Origin of the sequence: Bifidobacterium sp. AGR2158 (assembly GCF_000424225.1) — a bacterium.
In the GTDB taxonomy this organism is placed as follows: domain Bacteria; phylum Actinomycetota; class Actinomycetes; order Actinomycetales; family Bifidobacteriaceae; genus Bifidobacterium; species Bifidobacterium anseris.
On sequence record NZ_AUJM01000018.1, the window covers coordinates 40948 to 67760 of the forward strand.

Consider the following 26813-nt stretch of genomic DNA (forward strand, 5'->3'; position numbering starts at 1 on the left):
TCAGTTATGGGGTTCTTGGAAGGAACCTCGCCGGCGAGCTTGTGATCGCTGACATGTTTCATATAACCGCCCGTTGCTGAGTGCGACGCTACGATTTTCTGAAAATTCCCTGAAAACAGGTGCGGAACGGGAAAATCGGCCGGCGGCGCGCATGTACGCAACCGATCTCAGCGTCGCCAAAACGGCACCATTCCAACGATTGCCCCACTTCCGCCAACGCCAACCCGCAGTTCCGTCCATCGCCGTGCCACCATCACACCGCCCTTCGCCTCCAGCAAAACCCGTTGCGTGCCTCCGCGCCGCATCCGTCCTGCAACCTGCCGCGTCCGCGGAAATCCATCTCCGCGAACGTAACCGACGCCAATCACACCCGGAACGTTCACAACCGGCCATCCCCGTGAACATCACCGGCACGAACCGCACCGCAGACGTTCACAACCGGCCAGACGGACCCGCCCGACACATGGCGAAGGCCGGCGGAGACAAGTTTGTTCCCGCCGGCCTCGTGGATCCGCTTGGATCCGCTGGTGTCGACTATTCGGCGAGCTTCGCCTGCTCGGCGGCGAGGCGAGCCGCTTCGGCTTCGCGACGCGCGTTGAGCGCGGTCTCGAAGCGGGCGAGTTCCTCGTCGACGGCCTCGGTCGGGATCTTCGCGAAGATCGGCGTCGGCTTGGCAACCTTCGCGCCGACCTCGATCGGTTCGCTCTTCCACGGACGCAACGTCTCGCCGAGCACGTAGTCGCCGGTGATGATCGGGTAATGGAAGGCCGGGTTATCCAGATCGGTGACCTCCTCGATGTGCGGCAGCGGCGAGAACGTGCCGGTGCCGCCAAGCGCCTCCCACACCTTCTGCGCCGAATGCGGCAGGAACGGCGCGAGCAGATGGTTCGCGTCGAGCACCGCCTGCGCGGCCACATGGAGCACGGTGCCGAGACGGTCGGCATCGTCCTTGATCTTCCACGGTTCAGTCGCCGAGATGTACTTGTTGATGTCGCCGACGAGACGCATCGCCTCGTTGAGCGCGTTCTTCTGATGATGCGTCTCAATGAGCGAGCCGACCGCGTCGAAGGCGGCCGCCGACTCGGCGAGCAGCGCGCGATCCTCGTCGGTCAGCTTGTCTTCAACGATTGGCGGCACCTCACCGAAGTTCTTCGCGATGAGGTTCGCGACACGGTTGACGAGGTTGCCCCACGACGCGGCGAGCTCCTCGTTGTTGTGGCGGACGAATTCGGACCACGTGAAGTCGGAATCGGAGTTCTCCGGGCCGGCGACCGAAATGTAATAACGGACGGCGTCCACTGGATAACGTTCAAGGATGTCCTTCACATAGATGACGATGCCGCGCGACGAGCTGAACTTCTTGCCTTCCATCGTCATGAACTCGGAGGCCACGACCTGCTCGGGCAGGTTGAGCGGGCCGAGCTGTCCGGCTTCGCCACCTTTCGAGCCGCCGCCGTTATAGGCGATCATCTCGGAAGGCCAGATCTGCGAATGGAACGTGATGTTGTCCTTGCCCATGAAGTAGTAGCCGGGCGTCGACGGGTCGTTCCACCACTTGCGCCACGCCTCCGGGTCGCCGGAGCGACGCGCCCATTCGATCGACGCCGACAGATAGCCGATGACGGCGTCGAACCACACGTACAGACGCTTGTTCGGGTTGTCGACCCAGCCGGGGACCGGAATCGGGATGCCCCAGTCGATGTCACGCGTGATCGCGCGCGGCTTGACTTCACGGAACAGGCCAATCGAGAAGTTGAGGACGTTCGTACGCCAGCCCTGACGCGTCTTGAGCCACGCGAGGTTCGCGTCGGCGAGCGCCGGCAGATCGAGGAAGTAGTGTTCGCTTTCCTGGAAGATCGGCGTTTCGCCGTTGATCTTCGAAACCGGGTTGATCAGCTCGTCCGGGTCGAGTTCGTTGCCGCAGTTGTCGCACTGGTCGCCGCGCGCGCCCGGCGCATGGCAGATCGGGCATTCGCCCTCGATGTAGCGGTCCGGCAGCGTGCGTCCGGTCGACGGCGAGATCGCGACCTTCTGCGTGCCCTTGTAGATGTATCCGTTCTTCAGGCACTGGCGGAACATCTCCTGCACGACGAGTTCATGATTCTTCGTCGTCGTACGCGTGAACAGATCGTAGCTCAGGCCGAGATTGCACAGGTCGGAGGCGATGACGCGATTGTAATGGTCGGCGAGTTCCTGCGGCGTGACGCCTTCCTTGTCCGCCTCGACGAGGATCGGCGTTCCGTGCTCGTCGGTGCCGGAGACCATGAGCACGTCGTTGCCCTTCATGCGCTGGTAGCGCGCGTAGACGTCCGAAGGTACGCCGAAGCCCGCGACGTGACCGATATGACGGGGGCCGTTCGCATACGGCCAAGCGACATTCACCATAATATGAGTCATGCGCCGATTATCCGGCAGCACGCGGACACCTTCGACGTATGCGACGCACGTCGCGAACACCGCATATCGACTCACCGTTCGAGCATCGTCGACGCCGTGTTCAGCTGATTGATTATCAACCTGTTGTGGATGACGTGTGGATGGCGCGCACGCACTATCCACACGTCATGTTCCTTCCACATTTTCATCCACAGATGGTGGGCGGAATACGCCGATTATCCACATATGCACATCGGATGACTTTTGACTTGCGCGGCCACGGGCACCGCCCATACGCTCGTGCCACGCGTCACGACGCATCCGCGGTGCCGACGGCGCACGCATGGCATGTCCGGTCATCATACGACGGCAACCGATGCCACGGGCTACGTCACCCGACCGGACATGCCACGCACCTACCCATCGCCGCGCCGACGACGGCCCAGCGAGTACAACCAAACAACGACAGCAACAACCATCAATGGCGAGAGGAGGCATAATCGATGGGCATTCATGACCGACATACCGAGGCCTACCAACCGATGCTGCCGCTATGGCAGCCGGCAGAGTACGACCTACAGCCCGACCCGACGCGCGACGACAGACGACAGCCGCCGCGCATCGATCTGCGCAAGGCGGACTGCTTCACCTATGAGTCGGCGAGCGTCGATGGCCTCTTCCCGATCCACGACGCCAACGGCCACGCTGACCATACCGCCCACAGCGCGACCCATCCACCACACGACACCGCCGCGTCTGACGCCGCCACGCCCGACAACCAATACTCTCCCGACAATCCGAGCGGCCAAACGGTCCTCTACACCTATGACAACCTTCCCGGCCCTTTCGCGATGCGCACGCTCGTGCGTGCCGGCGCGCTCGTCGCGCTCGACGAAAGCCACGCCTACCGCAGCGCCGACGGCGAAACCTTGTACGGCCGCGCCGCGATCGTCGCGGCGATGCTACCGAATCCGCAGCTCGTCGCCTGCGGCCGCGCGGCGGCGTGGGTGTGGCTCGGCGGCGAATTCCCGAGCGCCGTCGACGTCCTGTCGACGACGCATTACCGCGCGCCGCTCATGGGGCGCCCGATCAACGTGCGCGAGCGCCGCGTCCCGCCGAAACAGACGCAGGTCGTCGGCCCGCTGACGATCACGACGCCCGAACGCACCGTCTGTGACCTGGCGATGTGCCCGCCGGAGGACATCTACGAGCAGTCACTCGACGAGCTGATCCTGCAGCTGCTGCGTCATTTCAGCATCGACATCGAGGATTGCCTGCTCATCCTCGAAGGCTGCGCCTACCTGCACTCGGCGCAGCGGGCGCGCGAAGTGATTGCCGATTTCGCCTGCATCGCCTGACCGACGCCCACCACCGACGCCTGCCAACCCACCACTACCGACACGACAACCACTGCAACCGCTGCCGACACGACCGCCACCAACCTTGTTCGACACCGCCGCCTACAGTTACCGAATTATCCTTGACCATCGGGGGAACGTTCCATGTCTTTGCTTCATCGCCGCGGGTGCGCGAAACGCGCGCTTTCCGTCCAGCGCCGCCTCGAATCGATGCGAACCGAGGAGTGCGCCGTGAGCGAACAGTGTGCCGAGCCGCTGACGCCACCTGCACCGCCGGTGCGCCTGACGCCGACCGTCGCAAGCGACCCGGACACGCCGCTCGAAATCCTGTGGCACATCGCGCGCCACGCGCCGCGGCTGCGCAAATGGGTCATCGTCAACCGTTCCGCCGACGCGAACCTGCTCGAATACATCTCACAGCAGGGCGGCCCCGGCGTGCGCGAGACGCTGCAGATGCTGTTCGATTCCGTCGAGCGTTCGCGCGCTTGAGTTTCCGCCGCGCACGCGGCAGTTCAACCTTCCCTCCGCCCGACGATTCCCACCATCCGACGATTCCGTCCCGCCGCGCCCGACGGTTCAGCCGCGCCCGACAGTTCAGCCACGCGTAGCGAGCACGGCCGCATACACCTGTTTCTTGTTCGCAAGCGCACCGTCCGCGCCCGGATGTTCGGCGACGACCTTCGCGATCGCGTCCTTGATGCGCACGTCGTGTTCCTGCGCATAGCGTGTCGCGAGCGCGGCGAGCGCCTCGACGTCCAGAGTCTCGGCGGCCTGCCCTTCGCCCTCGGCCGCACCGCCGATGACAAGCACCATCTCGCCGCGCGGCGGATCAGTTTCGACGCTGTGCCTGATTTCGCCGATCGTGCCGCGGCGGATCTGTTCGTAGTCCTTCGTCAGCTCGCGGCATAGCGCCATCGGGCGTTCGGGGCCGAACACCTCCTCAAGGTCGGCCATCGCGTCGACGATGCGATGCAGCGTCTCATAGAACACGATCGTGCGGCGTTCGCCTTTGAGTGCGCGCAGATGCTGCACGCGTTCGGCGTGTTTGCGCGGCAGGAAGCCTTCGTAACAGAAACGGTCGGTCGGCAGTCCGGACAACGCGAGCGCGTCGAGCACGGCGGACGGCCCGGGCGCGCACGTCACCGGCAGCCCGCGTTCGATCGCGCGGCGCACGATCGCCAGTCCCGGATCGTTGATCGTCGGCATGCCCGCGTCGGAGACAACGAGCACCGTCGCGCCGGCGGCCGCCTCGTCGAGCAGTCCGTCGGCTTTGCCGCGCTCGTTGTGGTCGTGATTGGCGACAACGCGTCCCGACACGTGCACGCCGAGGCGATTCACGAGCGCGTACAGCCGTCGCGTGTCCTCGGCGGCGACGATGTCGGCGCGTTCGAGCAGCGCAACGAGACGCGCCGACGCGTCCGCCGTATTGCCGATCGGCGTCGCTGCGAGCACGACCGTTCCACGTGGAACATTGACGTCGAGCGACGTACCGCCGAGCTCGACATCGACGTCCGAACCGCCGTCCTCCGCGAACCCGCCGCGCGTATCGTCATTGATTGTTTCGTCGCCGATCATTTCATCATCGATCCTGTGTGCCGTCATGCCTTCAGTATGCCGCGCGCGTCCCCCAAAACGTCACCGCCCCCAAGAACCCCACCCCGCCATACACGACCTCCGGTAGCGTGGGACACGCGCGCCGAACGAAGGCACGGTCGACGCCACAATGTCCGGAGGTTTGATATTGTCCATTGCCAGATCCTTCGCCAACGTCATGCATGCGGCCACGCGCCCGCGGCACGGCCGCCGCGCGCACGACACCGCCAACGACGGCGCACACACAACAACCACCGCAACCACCGCAGCCACTACCGCGCCCACTCCGCCGCTGTCCGCCCCCGTCTCGTGGGGTCTGACGCTCATCGTTGCATTCTTCGGCGCGCTGCTGCGCATCGTGCGTTTGGGAGAGCCGCGCGCCGTCGTCTTCGACGAGACCTATTACGTCAAGGACGCGTGGACGATGCTCAACACCGGCGAGCCGCGCGACTGGCCGGACAGCGTCGTCTACGACGGCGCGAGCGTGAGCCCGAACATCCCCTTCGCGCACGGCGACGTCGGCGGCTGGTTGAGCTCGGCCGAATACGTCGTGCACCCGCCCTTCGGCAAGTGGCTCATAGCGTTGGGGCTCAAACTGTGCGGCGGCGCGCAGCACGTCTACGCGTGGCGCATCGCGACTGCGCTCGCCGGTGTCGCGGCGATCGTCATCCTGATTCGCCTGACCTTGCGTCTGTGGCGCAACATGCCGATCGCGCTCGTCGCCGGCTATCTGATGGCGATCGACGGCGTCGGCATTGTGCTGAGCCGCACCGGCCTGCTCGACAACTTCATCATGGTGCTCGCGCTCGGCGCGTTCATGCTGCTCGTCATGCACCGCGATTGGTCGCGCCGGCGTTTGTTCGCCGCGCACGAAGCCGACCCGGATGGCCGTCCGCCGCAGATCGCGTTCTCGTGGTACCGCGTCGGCGCGGCCATCCTGCTCGGCTTGACGACTGGCGTCAAATGGTCGGGCACCTATTTCTTCGCCGTCTTCTGCGTCATCAGCGTGCTGTGGGATGCGTGGCTGTACCATCAGGCCGGCTACCGGCGCTGGTTCCTCAATGCCGGCCTCGGCTCCGGGCTGCTCGCCGCGCTGGTCATGATTCCGCTGTACGCGCTGAGCTATCTGGCGACGTGGATCGGCTGGTTCATCCATCCCGATTCCTACATGCATGACTGGGCGTTGTCCCATCCCGGCCAGGGCGTCCAGTGGCTGCCGCCGACGGCGCGCTCGTTCGTCGAGTACCACCGACAGATGTGGCAATTCCATACGACGCTCGACGCGCCGCACGACTACAAGGCGAATCCGCTGACGTGGCCGTTGCAGATCCGTCCGACGAGTTTCTACTGGCAGAAGCTCGGCGACCATCCGGGCCTGTGTTCGCTCGCACCAAAGAGCGAATGCGTCGCCGCCGTGACGTCGTTGGGCAATCCGGTCATCTGGTGGCTCGGCTCGCTGTGTACGCTCGTGGCGATCGGCATCGCGATCGCCAAACGCGGCGACTGGCGCATCTGGGCGGTCCTCGCCGGTTTCTTCGCCGGCTGGCTGCCGTGGGCGCAGTATCTGCATCGCACGACCTTCACGTTCTATTCAATCGTGCTGCTGCCGTGGATCATCCTCGCGATCTGCTATGTGCTCGACTGGATCCGCACGACCTGCTCGCCGACATTGTGGCGCGCGACGCTCACCGCCGTGCTCGCCGTGACGACGCTCGTCTCGATCTTCTTCTACCCGATCTGGACGGCGATGCCGGTGCCGTATGAGTTCTGGCTGAGCCATATGTGGTTCGATTCGTGGATCTGACGGCTGGCGTCGCTCCGCCGGCGAAGATATTTCGACGACCGAACTAATATGGGTCGCGAACGATTCATTTTCCGTGCCGGCGACGTCGCCGACCCGAACCAAGGAGTGTCATGCAGTATTTCGAGACGACGATCAGCGGCATCGACGGCACCGACGCGCGTTTCGCCGGCTACATCCCCGACAATTATCCCGACATCGATCTCGAGCGTCGCCGTCCGGCCGTCCTTGTGCTGCCCGGCGGCGGCTACGAGATGACGACCGGCCGCGAGGGCGAGCCGATCGCGCTGCGTTTCCTCGCGCACGGCTGCGACGCGTTCGTCCTGCACTACTCGTGCAAACCTTCCGTCTACCCGACCGCCGTGCTCGAGGTGGCCGAGGCGGTGCGGCAGATGCACGAGCACGCCGACGAATGGCATATCGATACGTCGCACATCGCCGTCATCGGATTCTCTGCCGGAGGCCATCTCACCGCCGATTTCACCACGAGCGCGTCCGACGACGTGCTGCTCGCCCACGGTTACGACCCGGATATGCTGCGTCCGGCCGCGATGATGCTGTCCTATCCGGTGATCACCTCCGGCGAGTTCCGCCATGACGGCAGCTTCCGCGCATTGCTCGGCGAACGCTACCCCGATCCCGAACTGATGCGTGAAGTGTCGATCGAGGAGCATATCGATGCGAAGACGCCGCCGGTCTTCGTCTGGCACACAGTGCCAGACGACTGCGTGCCGGTCGAGAACACGCTGCGGCTCATCGCCGCCTGCAAGGCCGCCGGCGTCCCGGTCGAGGCGCATCTGTTCCCGACCGGCGGCCATGGTCTGTCGCTCGCGACGGCCGAGACCGCCTGGGGCGGCACCGACGGCATCGAACCGGGCGTCGACGTCTGGATGTCCCTCGCACTCGCGTGGCTCGACCGTGTTTTCGCCCGCTGAGCCCGCTGTCCCCGCCCGCGCTACACTTCTATGCACAGATAATCCACAACTCCGTCGGCCGCAAACCGCGACGCCGATCCTCCATCCCCGTATCGTCGGCGTCGTGCGCCGAGCAAAGGACCTATGATGACAGTCGCCGCATGGCAGCAGATCCTCGAGCAGCATGGCGTGTCCCATGAGCCGCGCAAGCCGCTGCTCGCCTCCCATGAGGTCACGGTGCGCGACACAACCTCGGGCAAACGCTTCGTCAAACGCAAGCGCATGAGTCAGGAGGAGCGGCATCTGCAGATCCTGCGCGCCGCGTCGAAGACAATCGCCGTCAAAGGCTACTGGGGCATGTCGCTGCAGGACATTTCAGACGAGATCGGCATCAGCGAGGCCGCGCTCTACCATTACATCGATTCCAAAGAGGATCTGCTGCGCATGGTCCTGTCGGAAGGCTACGACACGACCGAATCGAACGAGTTCGCCGCGTTGAGCGCGTCGGCGGTCGACGGCGACGGCCACCGCATCTACTGCTATCCGCGCTACTGCCTGAACACCGTGCTGTACAACATGCAGCGTCCGGAGATGATTCAGCTGTTCTGCGTGCTCAGCGGCGAGGCGCTCAACCCCGACCATCCGGCTCACCGTTTCTTCACCGGCCGCCATATGCGGCTGTGGGAGATGGTCGGTTCGATGAATTGGCTGCTGCCGCGCGGCATGACCGAGGAACGTTTCTTCGATCTGTTCACGCTCGCGCAGTCGGCGATGGACGGCCTGCAGCAGCGTTGGCTCGCCGACGAATCAATCGATCTGCTCGAAGAGTGGGTGCGCTTCAGCGACGTCATCTTCCCGCGTGCGCTGTGGGAGGGCTGCATGGACCCGTCGGAGCTCGACGCGCACGACACGCGCTGCCTGCTGCCGTACACGCTACAGGAGCTCGGCTGAGCGACCTTCCGCTCAGCGCGCGCCGACGGCGAGCACGTCGCTGGCGCCGCCATGTTCGACGACTTCCTCGACGAACATGAAATAAGCGCCGACCAGCCCGGCGTTGCCACTGTGGCGGCAGCGTTTGATCTGCGTTTTGAACGCCTTCCAGTCACGGATCGTGTTCAGCGCGTCCTCGAGCATCGGCACGAGCGCCGGCTCGCGGCTGATGCTGCCGCCAACGAGCACGATCTGCGGGTCGACGGCGACGACGGTGTTGAAGATGGCGACCGCCACGTAGCGCAGCCACCGTTCGACGATTGCGCGCACGCGCGGATCGTCGAGCTTGTGGAACAATGTGCTCGGCAGCACGTCGCCCTCGTTGACGCCAAATTCCTCGGCGTACCACTGCGAGAGTTTCATCGTCGAGACGAAGTCATGCAGCGGCAGCGAGCCTGCGGAATCGTAATTGATGATCATCGTGCCGAGTTCGCCGGCCCGCCAATCCTTGCCGCGCCGCAGCTTGCCGTCGAGGAACAGCGCGCCGCCCATGCCCATGTCGAGCGTGATGAGCACGAAATCGTCGCATTTGCGCGCGTTGCCGGTCATTTTTTCGGCCATCGCCGCGCAGTTCGCGTCGTTCTCCATCCATGTGGGGATGTCGACGCCGAGGCGCGCCGTCAGTTCGGCGCCGATGCGCTGTTTGTACAGGATGCGCAGCGCGCCGGCTGTCTCCGCTGTCTGCGTGCGCGGATTGATGAATCCAGGCATGCTGATCGCGATGCCGTCGAGCTGCACGCCGAGTTTGCGCACGACCTGCACGAGCGCGTCGTAGAATTCGTCGAGATCGGTGTTCGGCGTCGCGAAAGTGCCGGGAATGCCCATCCGTCCGTCGGTGAACAGTGCGTACCGCGTGAAGTTCGTGTTGATCTCGAACGCGAGCACCTGATGCACGCCGCTGCGTTTCGTCATCGTTCGCTCCTCTTTGTCCGTCCTCGCCAATTGTACCGACGACGTGCCCATATCGGCCGGGGCGGTCCGCCATTGCGGCGCCGCCCCGGTACGTAGCTCATCGTTGCACGTCGTTCATCGTTGCGGCGTCGCGACTTGCACGTCGTTCTCAAACAGCAGCACCGCGAAGGGGTCGAGCACGATTCGTTCACCGTCCGCGCGCTCCCACACGCGCGTGGCGTCGCCGGTGTTCGTCACGATTGTGTACATGGTGCCGTCGTCGCCGACGCGACTGGCGACCTCGACGTCCTCGGGCGCGTCGATCGTCGCCACGCCGGCCGTGCGCAGCATGTCGTCGAACAGCGCGTCGATGCCGTCCTCGTCGAGCGCGGTGCCGACGAAGATCGCGCGGCCGTCGCCGACGTCGTGCGCGGTGACGGCCGGCGTGCCCGCGTAGAAGTCGTCGCCCCCCACCGCCTGCATCCCACCCACACAGCCGCCCGTATGGCTGCCGTGCTATTGATAGATGTCGGTAATAAGTAACGAATGGTCACGGCGCATCCGCGTCCTCACTCGTCAAGGATTTCCATGGGATTCATTCATTTCATCGCCAACCTGCTCAAGGATCCGCGTGGCGCGATCGCCGGCTGGATCGCGATGGGCGTCGCCCCCACGCTTGGCTTCATCTTCCTGATCGTCTTCATCGAGACCGGCGTCGTCTTCTTCCCGTTCCTGCCCGGCGACTCGCTGCTGTTCGCCGCCGGTTTCTTCGCCGCCCCCGACGCCACGACCGGTGAATCAGCGCTGCCGATCGCCGCGCTGCTGCCAGTCGTCTGGATCGCGCCGATCCTCGGCGACCAATGCAACTACTTCATTGGCCACTTCTTCGGCCGCCGCATCATCGAATCCGGCAAAGTCAAGGCGATGACGCCGGAACGTCTTGCCAAGACCGAGACGATGATCGACCGTTGGGGTCCGCTCGCCGTCTTCCTCGGCCGTTTCTTCCCGTTCATCCGCACCTTCATGCCGTTCATCTCCGGCATCACCGGCATGCAGTGGCGTCGTTTCACGCCGTTCTCGGTGCTCGGCGGCCTCGTGTGGTCGTCGCTGTTCACGTTGCTCGGCTACTTCTTCGGCGGCATTCCGGTCGTCCAGGAGAACTTCGAGCTCGTCATCGTCGCAATTCTCGTCATTTCGCTGATTCCAACCTTCGTCGGCCTGTTCAAGGCGAAGTTCGGCAAAAAGAAGGTCGCGTCGGCGACCGAACTCGCCAAGGACGAGACAACCCCGCTCGTCGAGTCCCTTGATGACGATTCCGATAACGCCTGATCACCCCGCAACTGCATGCATGAACGCGCCGGGGGCGAACGAAATACCGTTCGCCCCCGGCGCGTTCATCTAGATACAGCCTCGACGCCTGTCAGCAGTCGGTTCGATCGACGACGACGTCACCGTCGCCGTCGCGCTTCGCCGTGAAGACGACGCGACGCCCGTCAGTGCACGTGACCGTCGTGCTCGCCTCGGCTTCGTCACCGAGGAAGACGCGCACGTCGGCGTCGGCGGCGTAGTCGTAGTCCGGCGTCATCGCACCCGGATGGGTGACGATGACCGAGCCGTCGCGCACCCACAGCGGCACCGAATCGAAATCGTGATGCTCGGTGCGCCACATGCCGTGCTCGCTGTGCACATGCTCGCCGGTGAACCAGTTCGTCCACCCGCCGGCTGGCAGATAGTAGCTCACGTCGCCGCTGTAGCTGAACACCGGCGCGACGAGCAGCGAGGGGCCGAGCATGTACTGGCGGTCGAGCGTGCGGCATGCGGGGTCGTCGGGGAATTCGACGAACATCGAACGCATGACCGGCGTACCGTGTTCATGCGCCTCGACGCCCAGCTGATAGAGGTACGGCATCAGGCTGAGCTTGAGTAGCGTGAACTCGCGGCAGACGTCGACGGCGCTTTGGCCGGGCTCGATTCGCCGTCCCTGCTTCTCGTCCTCCTCGTCGAACAGCCACGGCACGCGGTAGACGGTCGAGCCGTGCAGACGCGAATGCGAGCTCAACAGACCGAAGGCGAGCCAGCGCTTGTAGACGGCTGGGTCGGGGAATGCGCCCTCGAATCCGCCGATGTCGTGGCTCCAGAAGCCAAATCCGGAGGACGTGAGCGACAGGCCGCCTCGCAGCGACTGCGCCATGCCGTTGAACGTCGATTCGCAGTCGCCGCCCCAATGCACCGGGAACTGCTGGCCGCCGGCCGTCGCCGAACGCGCGAACAGGCACGCCTTACCGGCGCCGTACACCTCCTCGATCGCCTCGAACACCGTCTGGTTGTACAGCTCGGTGTACCAGTTGTGCATCGAGAGCTTCGGGGCACCGTCATGCCAGACGACGTCGCGTGGGATGCGCTCGCCGAAGTCGGTTTTGATCGCGTCGATGCCCTGCCTGAGCAGTGCGACGACCTTGCTTTTGAACCAGGCGCGCGCGTCCGGGTTCGTGAAATCGACGAGACCCATGCCGGCCTGCCAGTTGTCGGTCTGCCAGATCGTGCCGTCCGGGTTGCGCACAAGGTAGCCTTCGCGCATGCCTTCGTCGAACATCGCGCCGCTCTGACCGATGTACGGGTTGATCCACGCGCACAGATGCAGGCCCTTGTCCGCGTGCAGCCGCTTGAGCGTTGCCTCGATGTCCGGGAAGAATCGCGAATCCCATTCAAAATCGGTCCAGTGGAACTCGCGCATCCAATAGCAGTCGTAGTGGAACGCGCTCAGCGGAATGCCTCGTTCGGCCATGCCGTCGACGAAGGACGTGATCGTCGCCTCGTCGTACTTCGTTGTGAATGACGTCGTCAGCCACAGGCCGTAGCTCCACGCCGGCACCTCGGCGGGACGTCCAGTCAGCCGCGTGTAACGGTCGAGGATTTCCTTCGGCGTCGGCCCGTAGATGACGCAGAAGTCGATCGTCTCGCCCGGCACCGAGCACTGCACAGCTTCGGTGTTGACAGTGCCCACTTCGAAGGAGACGTGGCCGCGGTCGTTGACGAAGACGCCGTAGCCGCCGCTCGTCATATAGAACGGGATGTCCTTGTATCCCTGCTCGGAGGCGGTGCCGCCGTCCTCGTTCCATGTGTCGACGCTCTGCCCGTTCTTCACGAAGGACGTGAAGCGTTCGCCCAGACCGTAGACGGTTTCGCCGACGGCAAGCGAGAGCTGGATCGACGTGAAGGTGCGCGATTCGTCCTTCGCGAGTCCCGTCGGCGTCACGCCGAACTCGCCAACCGGCTCCGCGCTGACGTTCGCAAGATCGTTGAGCGCGAAGCGCGCGAGCGACTTGCCTTGCGATTTCGTGAGCGTGCGGCCGTCGGCGTCGGTGAACGTGAGGTTCCATTCGGGTCCCTTGACGACGGTCGCCGTCAGGCCGCCGGAGCGCAGCGCGGCCGTCGCGCCGCGCTCGCCTGTCTCACCGTCGCCGTCGCCGTGCGTGACGACGCTCACGTAGTCGCGTCCGCCGACCTCGTCGTGCGCGATCGGGAATCCGATGCCCTGCGCGCCGCCGCGCCAGTGGGTGGCGCGCACGCGGATGACGCCTTCGATAGGCGTGCTGAGTTCCACGTGAAACGCCGGCTGGTTGAGCGTGTTCGCGCGTTCGTTGATGACGCGCGTCGGCGCGAGCACATCGATCGTCTCTTGCGCCGGGTGGGCGTGCAGTTCGTAGGCGTCGCGCGCGAACAGCGCATCGACGCCGTCACGCATCAGCCAGTAGCCGTTGGTGAATTTCATGATGCTCCTTGCAGGTGAATGAATGGTCCGCGCAGGTCACTTGACGGCGCCGGCGGTGATGCCGCGCGACAGCGTGCGCTGGAAGATGAGGAAGAAGATCAGCGTCGGCACGATGCTGATGAGCGACGCCGAAGCCGTCGTCGTGACGTCCATCAGACGGTCGCCGGTCAGCGAGCTGATCGCAATCGGCACGGTCTGCGACGAATTGTCGACGAGGAACGCGAGCGGAATCATGTACTCGTTCCACGTCCAGATGAAGAAGAAGACGAGCAGCACGCTCAGCGTCGGCTTCGAAATCGGGAAGACGACGTCCTTGAAAATGCGCCAGCGGCTCGCGCCGTCGATCGTCGCCGCCTCAAGGATCGACTTCGGGAAGGTGCCGAAGACCGACGAGAGCAGATAGGTGCCGAAGGCGCTCTGGATGACGGTGAAGATGATGACGATCGCCCACGGATTGTTGTACAGGCCCATTCCCTTGAACATCGTGTACAGCGGGTAGAGCATCGCCTCCTGCGGCAGCATGTTCGCGAGCATGATGAGCAGCACGATCCACTTGCGGCCCTTGACGCGGCCGATGCCGAGCGCAAAGGCGTTGAACATCGAAAGCACAACGGCGAGCACCGCGACGAGACCCGAGGTCCAGATACTGTTCCATACCTTCTGCGGGAAGTTGACGCGCTCCCAGAAGGTCTGCAGACCGGTGAAGCTCAGTTCCTTCGGCCATGCGAGCGGGCCGGAGGTGTTGTAGTCGGCGGAGGTCTTGAACGCGTTGAGCAGCAGCACGATGAACGGGAACATCATGATGAGTGCGCCGATGACGAGCAGCACGAGGATCACCCAGTCGCCCGCTGTGCGGTTCTTCTTGACGTGCGCGATCTCCTTGAGTTCCTTCGGCGTCAGCTTGTGCTGATCGGGCGAGTTGTATTCGAAATCCTGTTCGGCGGATACGAGCGTGGAAGTCATGGCCTACTCCTCATCCTCTTTGGCGACCTTCTCCTGAAGGTTCGTGAAGGCGATCGAAACGATGATGATGACGATGGTGAGCGCCGTGGCGATCGCCGCACCGTATCCCACCTGCTGCGACTGGAAGAACTGCTTGTATGAGTAGTACGACGGCACCGTCGTGCTTGTGCCCGGGCCGCCGCGCGTGAGCATCTGCACCGGGCCGAACACCTTGAGCGCGGCGATTGTGCAGGTGAGGGCGACGACGAAGATCTCCGGCTTGATCGACGGCAGCGTGATCGCGCGGAAACGCTGCCACCAGTTGGCGCCGTCGAGGCTCGCGGCCTCGTAGAGCTCCGGATCGACGCGCTGCAGGCCGGACATGAAAATGACGAGCGGATAGCCGATCTGGATCCAGATCATGATGAACATCAGGAAGATCAGCGCCGTATCCGGCTTGCCGAGCCAGTCATGCTGCAGGTCACCCAGACCGATCGCCTTGAGCAGCGCGTTGAGCGCGCCGTTCTCCGGACGCAGGATCCAACCCATGACGAGCGAGGCGACGGCGATCGGCAGCAGCTGCGGGAAGTAGTACAACGCGCGCATCGTCGAAGCCGTGCGCGGCCCGAACTTCTTCTGCACGACATCGAACAGCAGCGACGAAAGCACAAGGCCAACGAGGATCGGGATGATCACCATCGCGAGGATCATCCAGATCGAATTCATGAACGAGATCCAGAACGTGTGGTCCTTGACGAGACGCGACCAGTTGGTCAGGCCCGCCCACACCGGCGGCTTGATGCCGCGGTAGTTCGTGAAGCTCAGATAGATGTTCCACACGGCCGGGATCACGATGATCCACAGCAGCATCAGCAGGCCCGGGATCAGATAGACCCAGAATCGCCGCGACGGGCTTCCGGGGATGCGCGACATCCCGCGCTCGCGTTTGGCCGCGTCGCGCTCGCGCTTGGTACGGTTGGTTGTTGAAGACATGATGCACTTCCCTCAGCAGGTGTTGTACAGATGGTGCCCTGCGGGCATGCGGCGGCCGGACGGCCGGTCGAAGGCTTCGCCGTCCGGCCGCCGCGAATGGATGGGGTCCCGGAACCGGAACCGGTCAGTCCTTGACGCCGGCGTCCTGAACGCCCTTGTCATAGTCGGACTTCATCTGGGCGATCGCGCCCTTGACGTCGGTCGAACCGTTGATGAGCTCCTGGAGGGAGGCGTTGAGTTCGTCATAGAACGTGGCCGTCGGCCAATCCGGGTAGAAGCCGAGCGCGTTGTCCTTAAGCACCTTGTTGAAGGATTCGATGAGCGCCTTCGTCGACGGATCGGTGATCTTGTCCGGTTCGGCGGCGATCGGCAGGCCACCGGAGTTGCCCATGAGGTCCTGCACTTCGGGGCTCAGCGTGATGTTGATGAACTTCGCGGCGAGGTCCTTGCGCTTCGAGTTCTCGGGGATGACCCACAGGTTGCCGGAGGAGCCGACTACCTTCTTGGACTGCGGGAAGGTCGAGAACGTGATGTTCGTGCCCTTCATGTCGTTCTGGAAGCGGCCGTACCACCAGGTGCCGGAGAAGAACATCGGGTAGGTGCCGTTGATGAAGCCCTGGCCGGCGTCCTCGGCCTTGAGACCGGTGCAGTCCTTCGAGATGTAGCCCTTGTCGGTCCAGTCCTTGATCGTCTGCGTCGCGTAGGTGATCGGCTCGGAATCCCAGTCGACGTCCCCGTCGTACATCTCGTACGCCTTGACGAACTGATCGTCGGCCTTGCTCAGCGCGAGCTGCCACCACAGGTGCTGCACCGGGTATTCGGCGGCGCCTTCGGACAGCGGCGTGATGCCCTTGTCGACGAACTTCTGCATCGCGTCGGTCAGCTCGTCCATCGTCGTCGGGATCTCGATGCCGTTCTTGTCGAACATGTCCTTGTTGTAGTACATGATCACGTCCTCGCCGTAGTTCGTGATGCCGTACCAGTTACCGGAGCCCATGACGCCCTTTTCGTTGTACTTGCCGGTGTCGGCGAGCGATCCGGTGACCTTCTCGTCCCACTTGTACTGCTTGACGTAGTCGTCGAGGTTCGTCAGCAGGCCCTGGCTGGCGAGTAGGCCGGCCGTCGCGTTGCCCTTGTTGTATTCCATGACGTCCGGGGCTTCATCGGAGTTGAGGATCTGCGACGCGTTCTGGCGGATCTGCTCGAAGGACTTCTTTTCGAATTCGACCTTGACGCCGGTCTCCTTTTCGAAGATCTCCATCGCCTTCTTCCAGGCGATGCCCATCGCGCCATTGTCCTCCTCGTAGTGCCAGACCTTGATTGACGTCGGGTTCTCCTCCTGCGCGGTGCCGCTTGAGCCGCATCCCGCGAGAGTGCACATGCCGACCGCCGTCACTGCGGCCAGTCCCGCCGCGATTGCCTTGCGAACGTTCATATCTCTTTCCTTCTTCAGCGCCATTACTGACGGATGGATATTGCAGAGGTGGGATTCATCCGTTGAATCTCGTGGGTTAATTAAATCATCGAAGTAACTGACGTCCAAGTCGTTTCGACATCCGTCGAAATCACTTCGAACGATTGCGCGCCGTCACTGCCGCGCACGCATCGTGCCGCGCGCACAGTATTCGCTCGGCAGCAGTTCGACGTAGCCGACGTCGTGCCGCTCACCGCGCAGCACTTCCATCATCACGTCGACGGCGCGTTCGCACACGGCGTTCGGATTCATCGGCAGCTCGTCGGCGAGCCGCGCCGACGATCCGTTCGCACACGCGGCCATGACGGAGACGTCCTGCGGCACGCGCAGCCCACGATGTCCGAGCGCGGTCATGAGCAGCCCCATCTGCGCGGCGTTCTCCTCACAGATGATCGCCGTGATGTCCGGATCCTCGCCGAAGGCCTCGTCGACGGCGAGGTTGACGTCGTCGGCGCTGCGGCCGGACGCGAACTTGCGCACGACGTCCATGCCGAGCTCCTCGCCGCGCTGCATCGCCGCGTCGAGGAATCGCACGAGGAAGTTCGAGCCGTCGAGGAACGCGCGGCGGTCCGGGCAGTACAGCATCACATGACGATGGCCGAGCACATGCGCCTTCTCCATCGCCTCGCGCCCCATGCGCGCGAAGTCCATATCCACCGTGTACACGTTCGACGTGTCGTTCGTATAGCCGATGCTGACGACCGGAATATCGATCGCGCCGGCCATGTCGGCACGCGAATCGCTCAGCAGCACGTCGAGCAGGAAGACACCGTCGGCCATATGCTGTTCGGCGACGCGTTTGAGCTCTCGGTCGCCCGCCTCGTGCATGAGCAGCAGGATGTCGTAGCCGTGCCGTTTCGACGCCGTCGCGAGCGCAAAGAAGAAGGCCGCATAGTTCGCCACGTCAGTGTACGGGCGCAGCGGCGAGCTGACGGCGAGCACATGCGTGGCGTCGGCGGGTTCGGTCGCTTCGATGACCGGCCGGTAGCCGAGTTCGAGCGCGGCCTGACGCACGCGTTCGCGCGTTTCCTCGCCAATCTTGCGTTTGCCGCTGACGACGTAGGAAACCGTGCTGATCGATACACCGGCCTTCGCCGCCACGTCCTTGATACCGGCCATCTGCACCTCGTTCGATGATGTTGTTCGATGATGTTCGCACACCGGCGCGGCTTTGCGCCTGTCATGTGCTGCTGCGTGATGTTCGCATGCCATCCTAACGTGTTTCGACGCGCCGCTCCATCGTTACGCAGTGATTATCGAAATCAATCGAAACGACGGCGACAGCGTCCGCGACACACGTCACGACACACGCGATTTGCATTTGTTCGCCTCCCCGAGTATCGTTAGGCGAGTTGTCATGCGGAGCACGGCAACATCCACGGGGCTGTAGCTCAGTTGGTAGAGCGCTTCGTTCGCATCGAAGAGGTCGTGGTTTCGATTACCATCAGCTCCACTAGAGCCGCTGCATTCATTCCACCGCAGCGGCTCTTTTCTTTTTCTTGTTTATCTACCTGCAGCTTTTGGGCATATAGGTCAGAAAGTTATTGCTTAAGATCCTCATTCGCTTTGCGACTGTAGGAGTGCCGACATGCTGGAATTCCCGTGGGGAATTTCACGACCCCGCCTTTCTCTCGTCACGACTGCATGGAGGCATGAGAACATGACCGTCAGGGAGGGGCATACCACTTACGAGGCTTCGGGCATGGGGATGGCGTCGACTGAGACGAGGTCCACAGCTCCACCCGCTGCCCAGATGACATCCAACTAGAGGTCTAAAGCAATAACTTTTTGGCCTATATGCCAGCTTTCGGCATATAGGAACTAAAGTTATTGATTGAGACTTCCTTGTCATGGCGCGCCGGGATCCTCGCGTTTGGAAGTGTGCGGTCCATGTGCGCATTCGCGCTCTCAGCCGCTCCGTCTCGCCCATTTTCGTCTTTCCGCTGAGCATGCGCCCACGAAATCACCGCAAAATCCCAAATTAAGCCCAACTTTGCGTCCGATGCGCGGGGAGCGGAGTGGCCCCAAAAACCGCCGCCAAACCGCAAACACAACGCATCAGGCGCACCCACCCCCGCAAAACGGGGTCATGGGCAACACCCGCAGACCTCCATCCACACCAAAGCACAACAAATCCCCACTGACTGCTATAGTATTGCTTGGCTAGGGGTGCATAACGCTGAGACCAATTGGGACCCTTTGAACCTGTAAGACAATGCTTGCGCAGGAAAGCCGTTCAAGACGACTCATGCCGTCCAACGTTCTCCCGATGCCAACAAAACCAAACCCAAAACAAAATAACCAATCCCACACTGACATCGAAAGAACAACACGGCAATTATGAGCAACGCTAAATTCGACGGTTACGCCGCCCAGTACGACTCCTGGTTCATCAACAACGAGAACGTTTTCCTCAGCGAACTGAAACTTCTCAAATCCGCGCTTGACCTGACTGACGGCGGCCGTATGCTCTCCATCGGCTGCGGCTCCGGCCTATTCGAAGAGCAGTTGCGCACGCAGTACGGCATCAACGTGACTGACGGCGTTGAACCTTCCGAAGACATGGCCACAATCGCGAAACGCCGCGGCATGTCCGTACAGATCGCGACCGCCGAAACCGCGCAACTTGAGGAAAACTCCTACGACGTTATCTATTTCAACGGCAGCTCGAGCTACATCGCCGATCTCAAACTCGCGTACGGAAACGTACTCACCGCCCTGAAACCGGGCGGTTCGCTCATCCTCCTCGACGTGCCGAAGGAGAGCGCTTACGGACTGCTGTACCTGCTCGCTGCGGCGCGTGGCAGCTACGACGGCCTCGAGGACGTCGCTCCCGCTGACTCCTACCCTATCGAGCTCGCGCGCAGCGCTTACTGGCACACCACTCCTGAGAAGAGTGCCGTGCTCACCGACGAGCTCGGCCTACACGACCTCCAATACCGCCAAACGCTAAGCACCGCGCCTATTTATTCGAACGATTTCGTCGAGGAGCCGCGCGAGGGCTTCGATCGCGGCGGTTACGTGGCGATTATCGCGCGCAAGTAATTCCCACTCCGCGCCACCTACGCCGGCATCCGCCGCTTACACTGCCGGCGTAGGGCACGCGGCGCACGCTCACAACAGTCCTGCCATATACAACGGAAGACTGATTCGGTCTCTCTCGCGCACCATTTGCTTGGGATGCAACACATATTCGTTGCCAACGCGCGAACCGAACTTTTCCTTGAACTCATCGAGCGACGCGGTCCTGTACCATCCGCTGGACTTGACCTCCACTGGACTGACGCGGAACCGTCCCGCCGCGTTGTCATATGGGCGCGCGATCAGGAAATCGATTTCAATTCGGCTGCGATTGGTTTCCGGATCATTGTGCGAATAGTAGTACAGTTTGTGACCGCTGCTCGCGAACTGTTGCGCCACAATGTTCTCGGCGAGCATCCCCTCATTGATGCTGATTTTTCCGTTAAGCACATCGCGGTAAAGGTTCTCTGGAGTGAGCATGTTGTCTGCGAGCGCTTGCGTAGCCAACAACCCAGTGTCAAAGGCATAGCATTTGAACGCGTTCCTATCCGCGGTCAGATCAAGTCCGATGTTCGGATCACCACATCCGCGAAGGGCATCGCATATCCGAACAGATCGAGCACATGCAGACGGCGTTTGCGGGCGATCTCGCGCACGATTAGGTCCGCTGCGGACGCATACGCCACGTCCGGGACGTCCGACCTGAACACCGGCAGACCGGTGGTGAGCACGGCGCGGACGACGGCTTGTTCGCAGCGGTCCAAGACGCCGTTCAACCATGTGGCATCACGCCCGACACCGCCGTAGATGATGACGATATCATCCTGCGCCAAGGACAGCGTCGGGAATTTCATCATGACCGATGATCTCGCATCCCAGCGCCGCGCCGGCCTCGGTGTCCGCGAGCATACTGCGCATGCGGCGCACGAGTCGCTGCCTGTCAAGTGGCAACGCCGCGTCATTTGCAACAACGTAAATGTTCATTTCGGTGATCTTTTCTGACTTCGTTGTCCCGATTCCTCAAGAATCGTGCCGATGACTTCAGCATAAAACGACAAAACCGAACGAAATCAGCTCACTGATATCTCAAATTGACTTCTGACTATCCCATTTTGGCCACAAGCCTCAGCCTGCAGCGGCCGAGATCACCAATCTCATCTCGGCTGTCTCAAGTCACGGCAGATCGCCGCGATTCCACGTCGGCATGACGGCGCCCGCACCAACCGCATAAGACTGCAAATATCATCAATCACGATATTCTGGATGCGCATACAATCCTACTCGCCACAGACATGTGCTTGAACGATGCAAGCATGCGATACTGACTGTGTCCAAGGGGCAATCCGGCCACACCGATGAACCCAATCTACAGCACAACGGCATAAGGAGGACCTGATGCACTGTCGCAAACGTCTTATCGCTTGCATCGTCGGAGCGACGACCTTTGTCTCGTTGACCGCCTGCGCAGGTGGCGGCACCGGTGCCGCCACCTGCGCCACGCCGACGCCGCAGGCCACGCAAAGCGCCGAAACAACCTCGGGAAACGGTTCGACGACGCTCGTCGCATATTTCTCGGCGACCGGCAGCACAAGGCACGTCGCCGAGGAGATCGCGAAAGTGACCGACGGCGCGCTATTCGAGATCGAGCCGGCCGATCCCTATACGGCCGCCGACCTCGACTACAACGATGCGGACAGCCGCGTCAGCAGGGAGCACGACGACGAAGGCCTGCGCGATGTCAAGCTCAGGACGACCGAGGTGCCCAATTGGGACGACTACACGACCGTCTACATCGGCTATCCGATCTGGTGGGGCATCGCCGCATGGCCGGTGAACACCTCCGTTCGCGGCAACGATTTCAACGGCAAGACGGTGATTCCCTTCTGCACGTCGGCGAGCTCGTCGATCGACTCGAGCGCGAGCGAACTGGCGAAGCTCGCCAACGGCGGCGACTGGAAGGACGGACAGCGCTTCAGCTCATCGGAAAGCGCGCAGAACGTCGAGGCATGGGTCAAGCAGCAGTCCTGAGTTGCAAATTTCGGTCCACCGTCATCCGTGGGAAACCATGCCGTTTTGCCCCGAATCGAGCGGTCTCGGCATACTGTCCACGATGACCGTCCAGTACCAGACGATGGTGACCAAGGCCTTGCATGCAGCCGTCACGCTGCCTGCAAGGCCTTGGTCATGCGGGTTCGCGCCGAAGCGCGAACCGTCAGTTCTTGGCGGTGATCCGCATCACGATGAACGAGGTGACCAGCACCACGATGACCGCGCCGATGAGCGATGGGAAGACCGCCATGCCGCCGAGCTGCGGCCCCCAGCTGCCGAAGATCGCCTGACCGAGCGATGAACCCACAAGACCGGCGATGATGTTGGCGATCCAACCCATCGATCCGCTGCGGTTGGTGATCGCGCCGGCGATCGCGCCGATGATCGCGCCTACGATGAGCGTCCAAATCCAATACATAATGTGCTTCCTTTACGTCTTGCCAAAGTCCCGAAAACCTTGAACTATCTTCCACAGTACGGGGCCGGGGCGCGCTTCGCCCGCAATCATGCGGTTTTCCGCTACCGCGGCAAAATCACGTAACGCTCAGGTCGGGCTGCTACACATGTTGTTGCGTTCGTAGTGGCCGCAAGAACACGGATGCGACAGGCCCCATTCCGTTCGCATTTCCCATCAACCGCGGCAAAAACGGACATGACGAACCTTCATTGCGTCCTGCCTCCCACCGATCGCAGCGGTGCCGGATACGGATGCGTCAGTGCTGCTGCGCCGCCTGCCGCCGCACCTCGTCCAAGGCGGCGTTGAAGGCGTCACTCGTCCAACTGGCGCCGGCGATCTTGTCGATTTTCAGATCCTTGATCGGTTTGCCGGTAACGGCCCCCGGCACCTCTTTGGCGAAGGCCTCCTGATGACCACGCGAGATGGACGTGAACGGATGCCCGACGACGCGCACATCGTGCACGAGTCCGTCACGTACGCCGACGTACACGTCTATCGTGTCTTCGCCGACAGGGCCATACTGTCCTATCGCCGCGTAATCGCCGTCCGCATACGTGGCGGCCGGATCTGCCCCGGCGTCAGCCGCATCCGATTCCTTGTCGTCGCAACACGACCTGCCTTCGGAATCGGACATCGTCTCTCCCGAATCACCTGCGAACTCGTCGTCCATCGGCCGCGCGCTGGGTTCGCCGCATCCGGAGAGCATCATCAGACCGACCGCCGACAGTGCTGTCAACGCCATCAGTTGCTTCGAGGTTTTCATTGCCGCTCCTGTTCCTTGGATGGTTGTGGATGCCGGGTGCGTGGACGCGCTCAGTCCTCGGCGCCGCCCGTCTTGGCCGCTTTCGTCGGATCGGCAAACGCGATCGGCGCGTCGCCCTCATGCTGCGCGCCGTGGACGGCGGCGCCTGTGAACGCCGGCCGGCCTCCCGCCGCCTCATACTGCGCCCGCGCGTTCTCGTCATGCCATTGCTCGCCCACGAGTACGCCGTGGTTGAGCATGATCTGCCGCTGCGCGCAGCTCGCCACGAGCGCATCATGGGTGACGACGATGATCGTCGTGCCCTGCACATGCAGTTCGCGCAGCAGATCGAGCACGACGTGTTCGTTGGCCTCGTCCAGATTGCCGGTGGGTTCGTCGGCGAGGATGATCTTCGGGCAGTTGATCAGCGCACGCGCGATGCACACACGCTGCTGCTCGCCGCCGGAAAGCTGCGCCGGCAGATGGTGCGCACGCGCTTCCAAACCGACGCGCGCAAGCGCCTCACGCGCCTGCCGCTCGTCCACGACCGAATGGTAGTACTGCGCGATCATCACGTTCTCGAGCGCGGTCAGATGTGGCACGAGATGGAATTTCTGGAACACGAGGCCGATGAGGTTCTTGCGCACGTCCGCGAGTTCGCGGGCGCGCAGCTCATCCACACGGCTGCCGTCAAGTGTCACCGAACCATGCGATGGCGTATCGAGGCATCCGATCATGTTCATCAACGTCGTCTTCCCGGAGCCCGACGATCCCACGATCGCGAGCCACTGCCCTTGCGGCACCGTCAGACTGAGGTCGTCCACGGCGTGCAGCTCACCATAAATCTTGCTCACATGGTCGAGTTCCAACAGCATGCGCATTCCTTTCGAGTTCTTTGGTATTGCCGACAGCATCCGTCACTCCTCGCGCAACACGACCGCCGGGTCGATGCGCGTGGCGCGCCTGACAGGTCCGATCGAGGCAATGACGGCAAGCGCGACCGATACCAGCACGCACAGCGCGGCAAGCCACCAGCTGAACCCTACCCGCCGGTCGAAGACCTGTACGCACAACGCATAGGCGATGCCGTAGCCGATGGCGCAGCCGATGACGCCACCCGCGACGCCGTACACCGCGGATTCCACAAGGAATTCGCCGGCGATGGAGCGGGAAGTGGCGCCGAGCGCGCGCCGCAGACCGATTTCCGAGCGGCGGCGCGAAACGATTGACGACATCGTCGTGGAGACGCCCACGAGCGTGAGCGCGAGCGCCACGATCGAGACGACGCCGAACAGCATGCGCAGCATCGTGATGATGCGTGCATTCGACGCGGTCATGCGCGTCACCTGATGCGCCCGATAGCTCACCATGTTCGCAGACCCTGCCTGCTGCAGACGTCCGGTCAGCGCGGTGAGGTCGTCGTCCGTGCATTCGGACGCGAATTCGAGCACGTCGGCACCACGCACGCCGGCGAGCGAGCCGAGATCGGAGTCGCTCATGTAGACGAGCGAGTCTTCGGCACCGCCGGTGTCCACGATGCCAACGACGCGCATGCGCACGCCGTCGGTGTCGAGAATGCTCGTGGAACGCCGGCCGTTGCGCAGCTGCTCCTCGCCGGAGTCGGCATCCTCGTCACCGTCACGCATGCCGATCGTGACGCTGGAGCCGACCTTGACGCCGAGTCCGTCGGCTACATCGCGGCCCATCATCACGTTGCCGGCGGACGGCCAGTCGCCGTCCACGTTCCAGTGTCGGTTGAGCGCGTGCACGTCCTGCGCGTCGATGCCGGCGAGCGTGTACGGCGCCGAATTGATGCGCACCGATTCGTAACGGTACGAGGCGTGCTTCGCCGGCGCCGCCTGTTCCACGGTGCGCGTCACACTGGCCACGGTCGCGTCGTCGAAACCGCCGTCGGCCGTCACGATCAGGTTCGCGCCGTACGAGCGCAGTTCGATGCTCATCTGTGCGGGCACGACGAGGCAGATTGTGGCCAGACACAGCAGTGTCGCCGCACCGAGCGTGGCGCACAGCACGGCCATCGCCGCCTGTCCGCGGCGGCGCACGCCGGCGAACAGAATCATCTTCCAGAACATTGCGCGGTTGCCCGCGCCTGCGGTATGCGGTCTATCTGCCATGGAGCACCTGCGCTGGTTGAAGTCGGACGACGGAACGGATGGAGGCGACGGACGCAATGAGTACGCTCGCCGTAATCAGCACGAACACGAGCAGCAGCACGAGCGGGCGCACGGTAATGCCGGTGCCGAACACGAGGTGGCCTACGATCTGCGCCACTCCGATGCCGATCGCACCGCCCACAATTAGACCGGCGAACGCCACGAGCAGCGTTTCGGCGAGCAGCAGGCGCGCCACCGCGCCATCGTTTGCGCCCACGGCTTTGAGCAGCGCGAGTTCGCCGGAACGTTCGCCGATCGCCGCGGCCATCAGATTCGCCACGGCGATCGCGGCGGCCACCAGGCACAGCGCGGTCATCACGATCATGACGGTGCGTGTCTTCGTCATCACGTCTCCCTGCAGTGCGCTCACCTGCCGCACCTGCCGCGCAACGGCACCGGGAATTGCCTCCTCGAGCTGATAGGCGATCGATGACGCGTACGCCGTGCAGTACCACGTCTCCCACTCCTCCTGGCTGAGCATGGCCGGATTCTTCGCCGCACGCCGTGCCAGATCGTTCTCCGGCGTCGTCAGCGCCTTGATTTCGATCTGCCCGATCTTGCCCGGGGAGTCCGCGACCGTCTGCACGTTCATGGTCGACGTGTAGATCGCGTCGTCGTCACTGTCCTTCGCCGTGTAGACACCGACGACGGTGAGCGGCACGTCGCGCCCGTCGCGGGTCACCGTGACCTGCGCGGCGTCGCCATGCGCGATGCCGAGCCGCTTGGCGAGCCCGGCGCCGACGATCGCCTCGTCCGTGCCGTCCTTCGGCCAGCGGCCGTCGAGTTTCCACCATGAGCGCATGCCGCGCATGCCGGCCACAGTCGTCTCTCCTGTTTCCAACTGCATACGCTTTGCGAACCACGTTCCCACGACCGGCGCTGTCTGCACCGTCGCGTCCTCTGTGCGCACGCTGCCGCTCGTATCGAGTCTCGGCGCGAAATTCGTGATGTTGTACGCCCAGAAGATCGTCTTGACGTTCTTCGCGTCCGCTTCGTCGAGCAGCGCATCGGCAGAGGACTCACCGGTACCGTTGTCCACCGTCTCATAGAGGTCCGTCACGACGGCGTCCGACTTCGCGCGCACCGTGATGTTCGAGCCGTAGGCGGCGAGTTCCGCGCTGAGCTTGTCCTGCACGTCGAAGACGATGCCGAGCATCGCCACCGAGACGGTCGCGGACAGCGCCACCGTAAGCGCGATGAGCAGCCGGCGTCGCCATTGGCGTCTCACCGAGCGCAGCACCGTCTTCATGAAGAACATCGGCGCTC

Annotated in this window: 25 protein-coding genes and 1 tRNA gene; 9 read left to right on the top strand and 17 right to left on the bottom strand. The window is 63.1% G+C overall.

From position 1 onward, the window contains the following. Window positions 1–534 precede the first annotated feature (534 nt). Entirely contained in the window at window positions 535–2397 is a 1863-nt protein-coding gene (metG, locus tag G606_RS0107765) for a methionine--tRNA ligase (RefSeq protein ID WP_026645485.1), read from the bottom strand. Window positions 2398–2879: 482 nt separating this feature from the next. On the opposite strand from metG, the gene G606_RS10755 reads away from it, so the two are divergent. Together G606_RS10755 and G606_RS0107780 are read left to right on the top strand one after the other, a co-directional pair. Then, entirely contained in the window at window positions 2880–3734 is an 855-nt protein-coding gene (locus G606_RS10755; RefSeq protein WP_051198702.1) for a hypothetical protein, read from the top strand. Between the two features lie 231 nt (window positions 3735–3965). Beyond that, window positions 3966–4223, top strand: coding sequence for a variant leucine-rich repeat-containing protein (locus G606_RS0107780; protein WP_026645486.1), 258 nt, complete (start codon window positions 3966–3968; stop codon window positions 4221–4223). A 105-nt stretch (window positions 4224–4328) separates the two neighbouring features. Here G606_RS0107780 and rsmI read toward each other — a convergent pair whose 3' ends face one another. Further along, complete coding sequence (rsmI, locus tag G606_RS10295) at window positions 4329–5309, bottom strand: 16S rRNA (cytidine(1402)-2'-O)-methyltransferase (protein ID WP_051198703.1); 981 nt, start codon at window positions 5307–5309, stop codon at window positions 4329–4331. Window positions 5310–5505: 196 nt separating this feature from the next. Here rsmI and G606_RS0107790 point away from each other — a divergent pair, with 196 nt between their 5' ends. The 3 genes from G606_RS0107790 to G606_RS0107800 all read left to right on the top strand — a co-directional run bounded on the left by G606_RS0107790 (window position 5506) and on the right by G606_RS0107800 (window position 8993). Then, complete coding sequence (locus G606_RS0107790; RefSeq protein ID WP_081664132.1) at window positions 5506–7131, top strand: phospholipid carrier-dependent glycosyltransferase; 1626 nt, start codon at window positions 5506–5508, stop codon at window positions 7129–7131. Between the two features lie 110 nt (window positions 7132–7241). Continuing rightward, window positions 7242–8063: an alpha/beta hydrolase gene (locus G606_RS0107795; RefSeq protein WP_026645488.1), complete on the top strand. Its 822-nt coding sequence runs from the start codon at window positions 7242–7244 to the stop codon at window positions 8061–8063. A gap of 123 nt (window positions 8064–8186) precedes the next feature. Further along, on the top strand, window positions 8187–8993 hold the full coding sequence (locus G606_RS0107800; protein ID WP_231371463.1) for a TetR/AcrR family transcriptional regulator: 807 nt from the start codon (window positions 8187–8189) through the stop codon (window positions 8991–8993). A gap of 12 nt (window positions 8994–9005) precedes the next feature. On the opposite strand, the gene G606_RS0107805 is transcribed toward G606_RS0107800, so the two are convergent. Beyond that, window positions 9006–9944 carry an ROK family protein gene (locus tag G606_RS0107805; RefSeq protein ID WP_024541563.1) on the bottom strand — a complete coding sequence of 313 codons (939 nt, stop codon included), beginning with the start codon at window positions 9942–9944 and terminating at the stop codon, window positions 9006–9008. A 114-nt stretch (window positions 9945–10058) separates the two neighbouring features. Then, complete coding sequence (locus G606_RS0107810) at window positions 10059–10406, bottom strand: beta-galactosidase trimerization domain-containing protein (RefSeq protein WP_026645490.1); 348 nt, start codon at window positions 10404–10406, stop codon at window positions 10059–10061. 105 nt (window positions 10407–10511) lie between these two features. On the opposite strand from G606_RS0107810, the gene G606_RS0107815 reads away from it, so the two are divergent. Next, the gene (locus G606_RS0107815; protein ID WP_024541554.1) at window positions 10512–11252 is read left to right on the top strand and encodes a DedA family protein; all 741 of its coding nucleotides are present in this window, start codon (window positions 10512–10514) and stop codon (window positions 11250–11252) included. A 91-nt stretch (window positions 11253–11343) separates the two neighbouring features. Here G606_RS0107815 and yicI read toward each other — a convergent pair whose 3' ends face one another. The 5 genes from yicI to G606_RS0107840 all read right to left on the bottom strand — a co-directional run bounded on the left by yicI (window position 11344) and on the right by G606_RS0107840 (window position 18223). Then, window positions 11344–13695 carry an alpha-xylosidase gene (gene yicI / locus G606_RS10300; protein ID WP_034524009.1) on the bottom strand — a complete coding sequence of 784 codons (2352 nt, stop codon included), beginning with the start codon at window positions 13693–13695 and terminating at the stop codon, window positions 11344–11346. 36 nt (window positions 13696–13731) lie between these two features. Then, window positions 13732–14658, bottom strand: coding sequence for a carbohydrate ABC transporter permease (locus tag G606_RS0107825; RefSeq protein WP_081664125.1), 927 nt, complete (start codon window positions 14656–14658; stop codon window positions 13732–13734). Window positions 14659–14661: 3 nt separating this feature from the next. Then, on the bottom strand, window positions 14662–15630 hold the full coding sequence (locus G606_RS0107830) for a carbohydrate ABC transporter permease (protein ID WP_026645492.1): 969 nt from the start codon (window positions 15628–15630) through the stop codon (window positions 14662–14664). A 124-nt stretch (window positions 15631–15754) separates the two neighbouring features. Continuing rightward, the gene (locus tag G606_RS0107835) at window positions 15755–17065 is read right to left on the bottom strand and encodes an ABC transporter substrate-binding protein (protein ID WP_026645493.1); all 1311 of its coding nucleotides are present in this window, start codon (window positions 17063–17065) and stop codon (window positions 15755–15757) included. 153 nt (window positions 17066–17218) lie between these two features. Continuing rightward, a complete protein-coding gene (locus tag G606_RS0107840; RefSeq protein WP_026645494.1) occupies window positions 17219–18223 on the bottom strand; it encodes a LacI family DNA-binding transcriptional regulator in 1005 nt (334 codons plus the stop codon). A 261-nt stretch (window positions 18224–18484) separates the two neighbouring features. Here G606_RS0107840 and G606_RS0107845 point away from each other — a divergent pair. Next, window positions 18485–18557: transfer RNA gene (locus tag G606_RS0107845), tRNA-Ala, on the top strand. Window positions 18558–19444: 887 nt separating this feature from the next. Continuing rightward, complete coding sequence (locus G606_RS0107850) at window positions 19445–20149, top strand: class I SAM-dependent DNA methyltransferase (protein ID WP_081664126.1); 705 nt, start codon at window positions 19445–19447, stop codon at window positions 20147–20149. A gap of 69 nt (window positions 20150–20218) precedes the next feature. Here the strand turns inward: G606_RS0107850 and G606_RS10995 are convergent, their stop codons facing one another. The 3 genes from G606_RS10995 to G606_RS11230 are packed head-to-tail and all read right to left on the bottom strand — an operon-like array spanning window position 20219 to window position 21109. Continuing rightward, window positions 20219–20632 (bottom strand): DUF4143 domain-containing protein, encoded by a 414-nt coding sequence (locus tag G606_RS10995; RefSeq protein ID WP_442852246.1) that lies wholly within the window; start codon window positions 20630–20632, stop codon window positions 20219–20221. Between the two features lie 47 nt (window positions 20633–20679). Beyond that, window positions 20680–20979, bottom strand: a complete 300-nt coding sequence (locus G606_RS11440) for a hypothetical protein (RefSeq protein WP_231371467.1) — start codon at window positions 20977–20979, stop codon at window positions 20680–20682. After that, on the bottom strand, window positions 20945–21109 hold the full coding sequence (locus tag G606_RS11230; RefSeq protein WP_155802847.1) for a hypothetical protein: 165 nt from the start codon (window positions 21107–21109) through the stop codon (window positions 20945–20947). The genes G606_RS11440 and G606_RS11230 overlap by 35 nt, the downstream gene beginning before the upstream one ends. A gap of 411 nt (window positions 21110–21520) precedes the next feature. Between G606_RS11230 and G606_RS0107865 the strand changes: the two genes are divergently transcribed. Beyond that, window positions 21521–22153 carry a flavodoxin gene (locus tag G606_RS0107865; RefSeq protein ID WP_034524017.1) on the top strand — a complete coding sequence of 211 codons (633 nt, stop codon included), beginning with the start codon at window positions 21521–21523 and terminating at the stop codon, window positions 22151–22153. Window positions 22154–22337: 184 nt separating this feature from the next. Here G606_RS0107865 and G606_RS0107870 read toward each other — a convergent pair whose 3' ends face one another. The 5 genes from G606_RS0107870 to G606_RS0107890 all read right to left on the bottom strand — a co-directional run bounded on the left by G606_RS0107870 (window position 22338) and on the right by G606_RS0107890 (window position 26805). Further along, window positions 22338–22592: a GlsB/YeaQ/YmgE family stress response membrane protein gene (locus tag G606_RS0107870; protein WP_026645497.1), complete on the bottom strand. Its 255-nt coding sequence runs from the start codon at window positions 22590–22592 to the stop codon at window positions 22338–22340. 295 nt (window positions 22593–22887) lie between these two features. Beyond that, window positions 22888–23394, bottom strand: a complete 507-nt coding sequence (locus G606_RS0107875) for an FMN-binding protein (protein ID WP_034524021.1) — start codon at window positions 23392–23394, stop codon at window positions 22888–22890. A 50-nt stretch (window positions 23395–23444) separates the two neighbouring features. Then, window positions 23445–24248 carry an ABC transporter ATP-binding protein gene (locus G606_RS0107880; RefSeq protein WP_026645499.1) on the bottom strand — a complete coding sequence of 268 codons (804 nt, stop codon included), beginning with the start codon at window positions 24246–24248 and terminating at the stop codon, window positions 23445–23447. 42 nt (window positions 24249–24290) lie between these two features. Next, entirely contained in the window at window positions 24291–25508 is a 1218-nt protein-coding gene (locus tag G606_RS0107885; RefSeq protein WP_051198708.1) for an ABC transporter permease, read from the bottom strand. Further along, window positions 25498–26805 carry an ABC transporter permease gene (locus G606_RS0107890; protein ID WP_026645501.1) on the bottom strand — a complete coding sequence of 436 codons (1308 nt, stop codon included), beginning with the start codon at window positions 26803–26805 and terminating at the stop codon, window positions 25498–25500. Before G606_RS0107890 ends, G606_RS0107885 begins: the two co-directional genes overlap by 11 nt. Window positions 26806–26813 lie beyond the last annotated feature (8 nt).